This window comes from Streptomyces sp. 1331.2 (genome assembly GCF_900199205.1).
GTDB lineage: Bacteria > Actinomycetota > Actinomycetes > Streptomycetales > Streptomycetaceae > Kitasatospora.
In genome coordinates, this window is sequence record NZ_OBMJ01000001.1 from 1,117,763 (window position 1) to 1,129,652 (window position 11,890).

The window sequence follows — 11,890 nt, forward strand, 5'->3', positions numbered from 1 at the left end:
CACCCTGCCGCACCCGACAATCGGTGCCCACTCCGGTCGGGTGGCGATCGGAGTGGGCACCGACGAGGCGGCCGGTCAGCGGGCAGCCGGCGGGCCACCGGTCGGATCAGACCAGGCCCTGGGCCAGCATCGCGTCCGCGACCAGCTCGAAGCCCGCGATGTTGGCGCCCACCACGTAGTCGCCGGGGTGGCCATAGCGCTCGGCGGTGGTGAAGCAGGAGTCGTGGATGTGCTTCATGATCCCGGCCAGCCGCTCCTCGGTGCGCTCGAAGGTCCAGGAGTCGCGCGAGGCGTTCTGCTGCATCTCCAGCGCGCTGGTCGCGACGCCGCCCGCATTCGCCGCCTTGCCCGGCCCGAAGGCCACTCCGGCCTCCTGGAACACCCGCACCGCCTCCGGGGTCGTGGGCATGTTGGCGCCCTCGGCGACCGCGAGCACGCCGCCCCGCACCAGGGCGAGCGCGTCGGCCTCGGTGAGCTCGTTCTGGGTGGCACACGGCAGCGCGACCTCGCAGGGCACGCTCCACACGCCCGGACCCTCGACGAAGCGGACGTGGCTGCCGCGCAGTTCGGCGTAGTCGGCGACCCGGCCGCGCCGGACCTCCTTGACCTCCTTGAGCAGGTCGAGGTCGATGCCCTTCTCGTCCACCACGTAGCCGGAGGAGTCGGAGCAGGTCAGCACCGTGGCGCCGAGCTGCTGCGCCTTCTCGATCGCGTAGAGGGCGACGTTGCCGGAGCCGGAGACGACCACCCGGCGCCCGTCCAGGCTCTCGCCGCGGCTGTGCAGCATCTCGGCGGTGAACAGCACGCAGCCGTAGCCGGTGGCCTCGGTCCTGGCCTGCGCGCCGCCCCAGCCGAGGCCCTTGCCGGTGAGCACACCGGACTCGTAGCGGTTGGTGATCCGCTTGTACTGGCCGAAGAGGTAGCCGATCTCCCGGCCGCCGACGCCGATGTCCCCGGCCGGCACGTCGGTGTGTTCGCCGAGGTGGCGGTAGAGCTCGGTCATGAAGGACTGGCAGAACCGCATGATCTCGGCGTCCGAACGGCCCTTGGGGTCGAAGTCGGAGCCGCCCTTGCCGCCGCCGATCGCCAGGCCGGTGAGCGCGTTCTTGAAGATCTGTTCGAAGCCGAGGAACTTGACGATGCCGAGGTTCACCGAGGGGTGGAAGCGCAGGCCACCCTTGTACGGGCCGAGTGCGCTGCTGAACTCCACCCGGAAACCGCGGTTGACGTGGATGGCGCCGGAGTCGTCCGTCCACGGCACCCGGAACATCAACTGCCGCTCCGGCTCGCAGATCCGCTCGATGATCCGGGCGTCGACGAACTCGGGGCGGCGGGCGAGCACCGGGGCCAGCGTCTCCAGCACCTCGTGGACCGCCTGGTGGAACTCCGCTTCGCCCCGGTTGCGTCGGACCACGTCCGCGTACAGCGACTCGATCACGCGCTGCTCGGCGTCGAAGGAGGAGGCGCGGCCGGCGGCGGGCTCGGCGTCGGTGGTGGCGGGCGTGACGCGGGTGGCGGGCGTGACGCGGGTGGCGGGCGTGGACGTTTCGCGGCTCATGGGCATCTGATCAGGACCCTTCCATGGTCGTCGGTGGTCATGCTCGGGTGTTCCCGTGCCCAGGAAACGGGTGAAGTCTCGCAGTGTCCACAGCGCCACCCCGGGCCGTTCCACATGCTGGGAGCCGGACGGGAACAGACGAGGCGGGAGGGGTGTTCTGCGGTCCGTGATCGGGCGCGACACCGTCGGTAACCAGTTGTTCAAATTGGAACTACCGAGTACGGTCGACATCCGATCCAGCCCGGTCCACCCCTGATCGACGGAGGCCCGTTCCATGCCGCTGCCCGGCTCCGCCACGGTGCGCTCGCACGTGCGCATCCCGCTGACCTTCCCCGACGGCTTCCGAGTCGAGGCGGAGGTCTTCACCTTCCACGACCTCACCGACGGCGCCGAGCACCTGGCGCTCGCCCTCGGCACGGTCCCGGAGGGCGGGACCCCGCTGGTGCGGCTGCACTCCGAGTGCCTGACCGGGGACGTCTTCGGCTCGGACCGCTGCGACTGCGGGCCCCAGCTGCGCGAGTCGGTCGAACGGATCGGCGAGGCCGGCGGATACCTGCTCTACCTGCGCCAGGAAGGCCGGGGCATCGGGCTGTACAACAAGCTCGATGCGTACGCCCTGCAGGATTCCGGGTTGGACACGTACGACGCCAACACCGCGCTCGGCCTGCCCGAGGACGGCCGGGACTACACGGCCGCCGCCCAGATGCTCACCGCACTCGGCGCCACGGACATCGACCTGCTGAGCAACAACCCGGACAAGGCGATGCAGCTGGCCGAGCTCGGGATCACCGTGCGTCACCGGGTGCCGACGGGCGTGCACCTGTCGGCGAGCAACGTCCGGTACCTGCGGGCGAAGGTGGAGCGGACGGGGCACTCGATCGAGCTGTCCCGACTGGTCGGCTGAGCGGGCGGCAGGTGGTGGGCCGCGGGCGGCCTGTGACAGCTGACGGCCGACGGCTGACGGCTGACGGCTGACAACCAACAGATGACAGCTGACAGATTTCGAAATCTGTCAGCTGTCAGTTGTCATCTGTTACCCGTCAGCCCCCGAACGTCACCTCTCCCCCGGCCGCCCCCGGACCGTCCGCAGCACCCCGTACGCCGCCAGCGGCAGCGCCACCAGCAGCGCGGCCCAGAAGGCGCCGTGTCCCCACAGCCCCGCGAGGGCGCCGAACAGCCCCTCGAACACCGGGATCCGCAGCGCCTCGACCGGGCCCAGCGGTCCGGGCCAGGCGCCCAGGAACAGGGTGGCCGGGATCCACACCGCGAACAGGGCCCGGGCGGTGAGCCGGGTCCCGAGGGTGCTCACCAATGACACCACCGCCAGCAGGACGACGAACCCGGCCTGGTAGGCCGCACCCGCCTGGCCGGTCCCCCACGAGGCCGGCGTCGGATGCACCCCGGTGACGGCGAGCCGTACCTCGACCGCCGCCCACAACAGCAGGACCAGCACGGCCGTGGTCCCGAGCGCGAACCACAGCCGCTCGCGCACACCCGGGTTACCGCCCCGCCACTGACCGGCCGCGGCACCCGTCCGCGCGCCGCCCACACCCGTACGGGTCGAACCCGCACGAGCGGCCCCCGCACGAGCGGCCCCCGCACGGGAGGCCTCCCGGGCCCGCCGTCGGGCGTCCTGGGCGGGCTTCAGCAGCCGGTTGGACGCCCGTTCGATCAGCCAGAGCGACACCACGATCGCCACCACCGCCGCGATCCCGGCCCAACTCCCCATCCCGCCCTCGAACATGACCACCCGGTCGGCCACCGGCTGCGGCGCCTCCACCGCCGTCATCGGTGGCCCGAGCCGCAGGAAGCCGATCGCGAACGCCCCGGCGCCGGTCAGCAGCGCCGTGCCGACGCCGACCCGGGCGGGGAAGAAGGCGAGCACAGCGGCCGCGACGAAGGCCGCGCCGAGCCGGCCGACCGCCTCTCTCGCCGCCTGGTCCCCGGCCGTCCGCAGCGGCCCGCCGAAGGCGCCGCCGGGCGCGATGTCCAGCTTCTCGCCCGCCTCGACCGGGTAGCGGAGCACCGCCCCCGCCCAGAGCAGCAGTCCGAAGCCGAGGAGCAGCAGCAGGACGGCCCCGGCCCGGCGCGGCAGCCCGGCCCGGGCCTGCGGCCACCAGGCCTGCAGCCGGGCCCGCCAGTCCACCGGCGGCCGCCGGCGCCGGTTGCGCCACAGCCTGGTCAACGGCCCCTCCCGCCGCACCCCGGGCTCCGCTTCGGGCCGCTCGGGGCGCCCCCGGCCGCGTCGCCGCAGCACTTCGACCGCGACCAGCGCCGCCCGCCCGCCCGGCTGCGCCGGGTCGGCCACCACCGCCTGGCGCCGCAGCGCCGACCAACGGCGCCGAACCACCTCCCGGGGAGTGGCCGCCGCCGGGTCGGGCGCCGGCTTCCGGGCCAGCTCGCGAACGGCCGTACGGACGCCGGCAGTCACCGTCAGCGCACCGTCCACCAGCACTGCCGCGACGAGGGCCGCCAGCTCCGACACCCGTCCGGGCAGCGGCAGTCGGTGCAGTGCGACGGGCAGCGGCGAGAGCCGGCCCAGCAGCCGTTCGCGCTCCTCGGGGCGGATACTCAGCCAGACCGCCTGCCGGTGCGCCTCCTCCCGCTCCTGCGGGCTGAGCCCGTCGCCGCCGCGCCGTCCGCCGCCGACGGTGCGGGCCAGGCGGTTCACCTCGGCCAGCACCTGCGGCAGTTCGGCCAGCGCGAGCAGCCGGGAGCAGTGCTCGCCGGCACACTCGGGGTGGAAGCAGTCGTAGCGCGCGGCGACGACCGGCGCGCCGTACCGGACCAGTTCGTCGATGAGCTCGGCGCCGTCCGGCTCGGTGACGACGCGTTCCAGTCCTGCGGTGTCGATCGGGCGGTCGCGGTAGTGCGGGGTGGCGGACGGCGCGAAGGCCGCGCCGAGGGCGAGCACGGCGACGGCCGCCACGGACTCGCGCCGGGAGCCGGGCGCCCGGGCGACGTCGGTGAGGTGGTGCAGGTCGAAGACGGTGTCCTCGACCTCGTCGCGCAGCCAGTCCCGCAGCCGCTCCGCACCCCCGGTGGAGAGCCACCGTGCGGCGGCGCCGGAGTTCCTGAGCAGCGCCTCGGCGAGCCGCACCGGATCGGTGAAGGGGTTGCCGAGGAAGGTGACCGGCCGGTGGGCCCGGGCCTGCGCCTGGGGCCGGCGGCGGATCACCTCGGGGGTGCCGCCGGCCAGCCAGCTGCGGACCTGCGGGGCGGTCCAGCGGTCCTCCGGCTTCTTGGTGAACAGTCCCTGGAGGAGCAGCAGTTGGCGCGGGTCGCGGACGGCGGCGAGGTCCACCTCCTCGCCCATCACCAGTTCCAGTTCCAGCTCCTGGTCGGCGGCGCGCTCACCGTCCGCGCCGACGAACCGCGGACGGCCGACGAAGAGTTCGTAGAGCACGTTGCCGAGGCCCCACCAGGGCCCGGCCTGGTGGTTCTTGCCGGCCAGCTGTTCGGGGGCCATGTAGGCAACGGTCACCATCATCGCGGAGGTGAACCGGCGGCTGTCGGTGAGCCGGTCGACCCCGCCGAAGTCGGCGATCACGAACTCCCCGGACCCTCGGCCGGAGCGCGCGCCGGGGCGCACCAGGATGTTGGCGGGCTTGAAGTCCAGCGGGTTGCGCTTGATCCGCTGCTGCCAGAAGTCGAGCAGGGCGACCAGCTCGTAGACGATCTGCTCGGTGGCCCGCCGGTCGGTGTGCCCGCCCTCGCGCCACAGCTCGGCGACGTGCGCGGCGAGGGTGACCGGCAGGTACTCCATGGCCACCCAGTCGACCAGCGCGCCGTGGTGGCGGACCCGCCCGAAGTCGATCAGGTGCGGGACGTGCCGCCGGAAGCCGTCGTTGCGCAGGTGGGCGAGCAGCTCGTGGTCCATCGGCTGACCGCTGGCGGCGACCTTGACGGCCGCGTCGCCGCCGCCGTCGGTGCGCCGGACGTACCAGACGGTGCCCTCCGAGCCCGCGCCGGCCCTGCCCAGCGGAACGAAACGGTCCCGCAGGGCGCTCGGGAAGGCCTCCGAGGCCTCGCCTGAACCGGAACCGCCAGCGGAACCGGTCGTGGGGCCGCTAGCGGAGCCGGTCGTGGGACCGCTAGCGGAGCCGGTCGTGGGACCGGTAGCAGAACCGAACCCGAAGCCGGTGCTGACACCGAGGCCGGGGTCGGACCCTCCGTACGGGCCGGGCCCGCCGCCGGAGGCCGGCCCCGGCCCGATGCCGTCCTGCCAGGACGGGGTCGGCCCGGTGCCGGGCCGGGGCCGTACGACCTCGGTCACCGCGTCCGGGTCGAAGCGCCCCCGGCCGCCCTCGCGCACCTTGGTCGGTGCCTGCGGGTCGAAGCGCGGCTCGCCTCCGGTGACCCGCCGGGTCGCGGCCTCCGGGTCGAAGCGGGGTGCAGCCGCCGGCACCCGGCGCGTCGCGGCCTCCGGGTCCACCCGGGTCGGCGGGACGGAACCGAGCCTGGACGGGCGGCCCGGTGCACCCTCGGAATCGCGCCACCGCCCCCGCGACCATCGCTCCACCCTGCTCCGCGGCTGCTCCTCGGACTCCCCGTACGCCCCCGGGCCGCCGCCGGCGCCCGACCGGGGCCTCGGCCCGTACCGATCGCCGTCGGCCGGGTCCGCGTCCTCCGTCGTGCCCATGCGGCGCTCCCCTCCCCCGCAGCCCGGACCGGCGCGGGGCCGTGACCATGGGCGCGCCGGTGCCGGGTGGTGATTTTGACGCGCCATCATCCCGCATGCCGGGCCCGGGCGTCGGGCGCTTTTCCGGATCAGGACCGACCTGCCGCAGGACCGGTACGCAAGCGCGACCGGACCCGGATCCGGACCCCGATCCGGATCCGGACCCCGATCCGGAGCCGGACTACAGCCGAACGCCGGTCGGCACAGCCGGCCCTCAGCCCTCCCGGACCGGCCGCCCCTTCGGCTCCTCCACGATCCGCCGGGCGATCTCGGCCGGCCGCACCGGGCGGCCGAAGTGCCAGCCCTGCGCCCAGTCGCAGCCCATGGTCCGCAGCCGCTCGGCGTCCCGGAGCGTCTCCACGCCCTCGGCGGTGACGGTCAGTCCGAGCGTGTGCGCCATCGACACCAGGCCGCTGACGATCCGCCACCCGGTGGACTCGTCCTTGCCCGGTTCGTGCAGGTCGCCGACGAAGGACCCGGCGATCTTCAGCCCGGAGACGGGCAGGTCGCGCAGGTAGGCGAGGTTGGACCAGCCGGTGCCGAAGTCGTCCACGGCCAGCGACACCCCGAGGTCGACCAGTCCGTGCAGGGTGCGCAGCGCCTCGTCCTCGGGCCCGACCACGGTCGACTCGGTGATCTCCAGTTGCAGCCGGGCCGGGTCCAGGCCGGTGCCGTCCAGGATCCGGCCGAGGTCGGTGACGAGCGCGGCGCTGCGGGCCTGGCGGACCGCGAGGTTGACGTTGAGCTGCGGCGCGGCGTCGCCGAACCGTTTGATCCAGTCGGCGGCCTGGCCGCAGGCCTGCTCCAGCACCCAGCGGCCGAGCGGCATGATCAGGCCGGTCTCCTCGGCGGTGGTGACGAACTCGTCGGGGCCGAGCACGCCGAGCTGCGGGTGGCGCCAGCGCACCAGCGCCTCCACGGCGGCCAGCCGGCCGTCCGCGAGGCGGTAGAGCGGCTGGTAGTCGATGAAGAACTCGCCGCGGTCGAGGGCGGCGGGCATCCGCACCGACACCGCGTAGCGGCTGACCGCTCGGGCGTTCTCCTTGGGGTCGAACAGCGTCCAGCGGCCGCGGCCGGCCTCCTTGGCGCGGTACAGCGTGAGGTCGGCGGCCCGGACGGCGGCGCCCGGGGTGGTGGTGGACACCCTCCGCTCCAGCACGCCGACGCTGGCACCGACGGCGAGCTTGTGGTCGCCGATCAGCACCGGCCCGGCGAGCGCCTTGAGCACCGTCTTCGCGGCGGCCACCGCCTCCTGCTCGCCCCGGCACCTCTCCAGCAGGACGACGAACTCGTCGCCGCCGAGCCGGGCCACCAGGTGGCCGAGCGGGGTGAGGGCGGCCTTGAGCCGGGCGGCGACGGCGGCCAGCAGCTGGTCGCCCATGTCGTGGCCGAGGCTGTCGTTGACCACCTTGAAGCCGTCGAGGTCGACGTAGCAGAGGCCGAAGCGGTCGCCCGGCTCCGGTTCCTCGAACAGCTTCTCCAGCCGTTCGAAGAAGGCCGCGCGGTTGGGCAGGCCGGTCAGCGGGTCGTGGGTGGCCTGGTGGCGCAGCCGCTCCTGGAGCCGGTAGCGGTCGGTGACGTCCTCCAGCATCGCGACCTGGTACTGCGGGGAGCCGTCGTCGTCACGGATCAGCGAGACGGTCAGGTGGGTCCAGATCACCTCGCCGTCCTGGCGGTAGTACGGCTTGTCGAGCTGGAAGTACTCGCGCTTTCCGCTGATCAGCTCCTCGTACGCCTCCCACACGCCCGGGGCGTCCTCGGGGTGCACGAGGTCGCCGACCCGGCGGCCGATCATGTCCGCCGGGCCCGCGCCGAACAGCTCCTGCAGGGCCTTGTTGACGGCCATGATGTTGCCGTCGGTGTCACCGATGCCGATGCCGATCGCGGCGCTCTCGAACAGTGCGCGGAACCGGGCCTCGGAGGCGCGCAGCGCCCGTTCGGCCTCCTTGCGGGCGGCGTCGGCGGCGGTGCGGATCGCCTCCTGTTCGCGCAGCGTGCGCTCGCGCAGGGCGGCGGCCCAGCCGGCCGCGAAGGCACCGGTCAGGGCGGGGCCCCGGTCGTCGGCGAGGGGCTGCGCCTGGAGCAGTTCGACGGCCCTGGCCAGCAGCACCGGGTCGGTGAAGTGCGCGTCGACCAGTTCGGCGCCGGCCTGCGTGGCCAGGCGCGGCTCGAACGGGTGCTCCTCCTGGGCGCGACGCAACAGGGCGGCGGTGCGCGCGACCAGCCGGTTCAGCAGGTCGGGGTGGACGGCGATGCCGTGGTCGGCCGAGAGCAGCCGGGCCCAGTCCTCGTGGAACCGCTCGGCGCCGCTGCCCTCGGGAGTGGTGCCGCGCTCGGGGGTGGTGCTCATCGGCCCGTCCCGGGTCTGCCGTCCGCGCTGGCGCCCGCGCTGCCGATTGCGCTGCCGTGCGCTCTGCCGTCCACGGCGGGGCTGGCGCTCGCCGCGCCTGCGACGGTGCCCAGCGCCGTGTCTCCGGCGGCCGCCGCCCGGGGCGGGCGGCCGTCGGTGCCTCGTCCGTGGCAACCGCTCAAGAGCGGATCCCGACGCCCGCCACCCCTGCCATCCGCTCGGGGTGCTCACCTACCGTGTGGGGCTGGTCCGGGCGCCACTGCGGGAGGTAGACCACGCCGGGCTCGACCAGCTCGAAGCCGGCGAACATCGCGGTGATCTGCTCGCGGGTGCGCATGGTCAGCGGGGTCGGTGTCATCCGGTAGAGCTTCTGGTGGTCCTCCGCCTGGTCCGGGCGGCCTTCCAGCGAGGCGTGCGAGAGCACCAGCGCGCTGCCGGGCGGGAGCGCGTCGCGGAGCACGCCGATCAGCTTCCACGGGTCCTCGTCGTCGCTGACGAAGTGGGCGACGGCCACCAGCAGCACGGCCACCGGCTCGCCCGCCGCGACCAGTTCGACGACCTCGGGGTGGGCCAGCAGGTCGTCGAGGTCGCGCAGGTCGGCCTGGACGACGGCGCTGGCCGGGTCGCCCTCCAGTAGCAGGCGGCTGTGCGCGACGGCGACCGGGTCGCGGTCCACGTAGACGACCTTCGACTCGGGGCGGATCGTCCGGGCGATCTCGTGCACGGCGCCGAAGGTCGGGATGCCGGAGCCGATGTCCAGGAAGCGGGTCACGCCCCGCTCGGCGAGGTACGTCACGGCGCGGCGCAGGAAGGCGCGGTTGGAGCGCATGATCTGCGGAAGCTCCGGCCACAGTCCGATCGCCTTGCGCGCCATCTCCCGGTCGACCTCGAAGTTGTGCGATCCCCCGAGGTAGTAGTCGTAGACCCGCGCGGCGTTCGGTTTGTCCAGGTCCGTTCCCTCCGGTACCCAGCTCGGTCGCCGCATGCCTGTGACTCCTTCACTCCGGTTCCGGGGGCGCTGCACCCTGGGGATGCTGCCGTGACAGATGAGACTACAAGCACGGAAGATCCTCCTCCGCACCCCGAACGGCTGCAAGCGGAGTGCCCCGTTTCCGCCGGGCGGCGGTTTCCGGAACGTTCACCTCCACGCCCGGTGGCCGTTCCTCGCCAACTCCGCAACGGCCCAACGACGTTCGGCCCTCGCGCCGCCCCGGCCCGGCTAGGGTGGGCCCGTGGACCCCAACCACTACCGCTTCCGGGGCTCGTGGCGGCTCGCGGCACCGACCTCCGCCGTGTACGCGGCACTGGAGGACGTGCGGAGCTATCCGCTGTGGTGGCCGGAGATCAGCGAGGTCCGGCCGACCGGCGAGGAGACCGGGGACGTGGTCGTGCGCGCACTGCTGCCGTACCGGCTGGTGATCAGCCTGGAGGTGCGCCGGCGCGACCCGGCGGCCGGGGTGCTGGAGGCGGCCATGCGGGGCGACCTCAACGGGTGGTCGCGGTTCACGGTGACGCCGAACGGGCCGGGCGGTCCGGACGGTGAGGGCGGTACGGGCCGTGCGAGCGGCGCGGGCGGCGCAGGTGGCGTGGGCTGCCGGGTGCTGTTCGAGGAGGACACCCGGCCCGGCAAACCGCTGCTGCGCCGGCTCGCGCTACCGCTGCACCCGGTGTTCCGGGCCAACCATGCGGTGATGATGCTCCGGGGGCGGCGCGGGCTGGCCGCCTACCTGGCGGCCGGAGTGACCGGAGCCAGCGGAGGTGACAGATGACAGATGACAACTTTCAGCGAACAGATGACAGATTTCGAAATCTGTCATCTGTTCGCCCGAGCCTGAACCCCGACCCGGGCCCCGCTCCCGACTTCGAGTCCCCCTTCGACCGTGCCGGCACCGGCAGCAGCAAGTGGGCCCGCGCGGACGCCCCCGGAGTGATCCCGATGGGCCTCGCCGACATGGACCTCCCCGGCCCGCCCGCCATCGCCCGCGCCCTGCGGCAACGCGCCGACCACCGCGCGTACGGCTACACGGTGTGCGACCCGGCCGGCCGCTCGCTGGTGGCCGACTGGTACCGCGCCCGGCACGGCGTCGAAGTGGATCCGGACTGGGTCCTGCTGCTGCCCTGCGGCCCGCGCACCGCCCTGCGCATCCTGCTGGAGACCGTCCGCGAACGAGCCGCCCACCCGGATTCCACCCGCCCGGGAGCCGCCCGATCACCCGCGCCCGTCCTGTTCCCGACCCCCGAGTGGGGCGGCTTCGCCCAGCTCTGTCGCGCCGCCCGCCTGGAGTACCGCGAACTGCCGCTGCCCGTCGGCCCGGACGGCTACCGGCTCCCGGTCGGCCCGCTGCCCGGCCCCACCTCCGCCGTGCTGCTCAGCAGCCCGCACAACCCCTCCGCCCGGGTCTGGCCCGCCGACGGGCTGCGCGCCCTGGCCGAGCGGGCGGCGGAGGCCGGCGCACTGCTGGTCTCGGACGAGGTGCACGGCGACCTCACCCACCCCGGCCACCTGCACCCCGTCGCCGTGACCACCGTCGGTCCGGCGCTACGCCACCTCGTGGTCACCCTCAACTCCGTCGGCAAGACCTTCAACTGCTCCGGGATCCCCAGCAGTTTCGCCCTCGTCCCCGATTCCGCCCTGCGCGCCCGGTTCACCGACGCCCTGGCCGGCTACGGCCTCTGGGAGGGCGGCCTGCTGGAGCAGACCGTGCAGCAGGCGGCGCTGCGCGAAGGCGGCCCGTGGCTGGACGCGCTGCTCGCGCACCTCGCCGCCGCCCGTACCCGGCTCGCCGACCGGCTCGGCCCCGCCGTCCGGTCCGCCCCGCAGGCCTCCTACCTGCTCTGGCTGGACGCCGCCGCCCTCGGCCTGCCGCCGCAGGACGCCCGGCGGGCGCTGCTGGAGCGCTGCGGCCTGGAGGCCTCCGACGGCACCGAGTTCGGCCCCGGCGGCCGCGGTTCGCTGCGATTGAACTACGCGCTGCCGGGCTCGGTGCTGGCCACCGTCCTGGAGCGGCTGCAGCGACGGGAGCAGCCGGGGCGGCTGGAACGACCGGACCGGCCGGGACGGCCCGACCTCCCGTGACGCGGGCATCTGCCAGGCCCGGCACCTGCCCGGCACATGCCCGGCACGCTGCGTGTGCGCCCGCGCACGAGCCGTCGCAGATCCTCGAATTCACCCGTTCGTCATGCCCCTGACCTGCAGAAACGAACGTTCACACGATTTTTGCGGAGCGCCCCCGCATGCTCCGTAGCAGACTGGGCAAAGTAGACCGGGCCGCAATCGTGATCCCGAGGATGGTGAGTCCGG

At 74.0% G+C, this 11,890-nt stretch carries 7 protein-coding genes; 3 read left to right on the forward strand and 4 right to left on the reverse strand.

Features of this window, described 5'->3' with window-relative positions:
- Positions 1-106: 106 nt before the first annotated feature.
- Positions 107-1,558 carry an NADP-specific glutamate dehydrogenase gene (gene gdhA / locus CRP52_RS04805; protein ID WP_097235239.1) on the reverse strand — a complete coding sequence of 484 codons (1,452 nt, stop codon included), beginning with the start codon at positions 1,556-1,558 and terminating at the stop codon, positions 107-109.
- 274 nt (positions 1,559-1,832) lie between these two features.
- Here gdhA and CRP52_RS04810 point away from each other — a divergent pair, with 274 nt between their 5' ends.
- On the forward strand, positions 1,833-2,462 hold the full coding sequence (locus CRP52_RS04810) for a GTP cyclohydrolase II (protein ID WP_097235240.1): 630 nt from the start codon (positions 1,833-1,835) through the stop codon (positions 2,460-2,462).
- 150 nt (positions 2,463-2,612) lie between these two features.
- Here CRP52_RS04810 and CRP52_RS04815 read toward each other — a convergent pair whose 3' ends face one another.
- The 3 genes from CRP52_RS04815 to CRP52_RS04825 form a co-directional block, all read right to left on the reverse strand.
- On the reverse strand, positions 2,613-6,200 hold the full coding sequence (locus tag CRP52_RS04815) for a protein kinase domain-containing protein (RefSeq protein WP_179852685.1): 3,588 nt from the start codon (positions 6,198-6,200) through the stop codon (positions 2,613-2,615).
- A 253-nt stretch (positions 6,201-6,453) separates the two neighbouring features.
- On the reverse strand, positions 6,454-8,589 hold the full coding sequence (locus CRP52_RS04820; protein WP_097235242.1) for a putative bifunctional diguanylate cyclase/phosphodiesterase: 2,136 nt from the start codon (positions 8,587-8,589) through the stop codon (positions 6,454-6,456).
- Positions 8,590-8,767: 178 nt separating this feature from the next.
- On the reverse strand, positions 8,768-9,574 hold the full coding sequence (locus tag CRP52_RS04825; RefSeq protein ID WP_097235243.1) for an SAM-dependent methyltransferase: 807 nt from the start codon (positions 9,572-9,574) through the stop codon (positions 8,768-8,770).
- Positions 9,575-9,821: 247 nt separating this feature from the next.
- Between CRP52_RS04825 and CRP52_RS04830 the strand changes: the two genes are divergently transcribed.
- Both CRP52_RS04830 and CRP52_RS04835 read left to right on the forward strand, forming a co-directional pair.
- Positions 9,822-10,358 carry an SRPBCC family protein gene (locus CRP52_RS04830; RefSeq protein WP_097235244.1) on the forward strand — a complete coding sequence of 179 codons (537 nt, stop codon included), beginning with the start codon at positions 9,822-9,824 and terminating at the stop codon, positions 10,356-10,358.
- Between the two features lie 167 nt (positions 10,359-10,525).
- Positions 10,526-11,665 (forward strand): aminotransferase class I/II-fold pyridoxal phosphate-dependent enzyme, encoded by a 1,140-nt coding sequence (locus CRP52_RS04835; protein ID WP_179852686.1) that lies wholly within the window; start codon positions 10,526-10,528, stop codon positions 11,663-11,665.
- Positions 11,666-11,890: the final 225 nt, after the last annotated feature.

Bases quoted from the DNA above. Each gene is read 5' to 3' on its own strand.
- CRP52_RS04820 (WP_097235242.1), bottom strand. From the start codon at position 8,589: ATGAGCACCACCCCCGAGCGCGGCACCACTCCCGAGGGCAGCGGCGCC.
- CRP52_RS04810 (WP_097235240.1), top strand. From the start codon at position 1,833: ATGCCGCTGCCCGGCTCCGCCACGGTGCGCTCGCACGTGCGCATCCCG.
- CRP52_RS04825 (WP_097235243.1), bottom strand. From the start codon at position 9,574: ATGCGGCGACCGAGCTGGGTACCGGAGGGAACGGACCTGGACAAACCG.
- CRP52_RS04835 (WP_179852686.1), top strand. From the start codon at position 10,526: ATGGGCCTCGCCGACATGGACCTCCCCGGCCCGCCCGCCATCGCCCGC.
- gdhA (WP_097235239.1), bottom strand. From the start codon at position 1,558: ATGAGCCGCGAAACGTCCACGCCCGCCACCCGCGTCACGCCCGCCACC.
- CRP52_RS04815 (WP_179852685.1), bottom strand. From the start codon at position 6,200: ATGGGCACGACGGAGGACGCGGACCCGGCCGACGGCGATCGGTACGGG.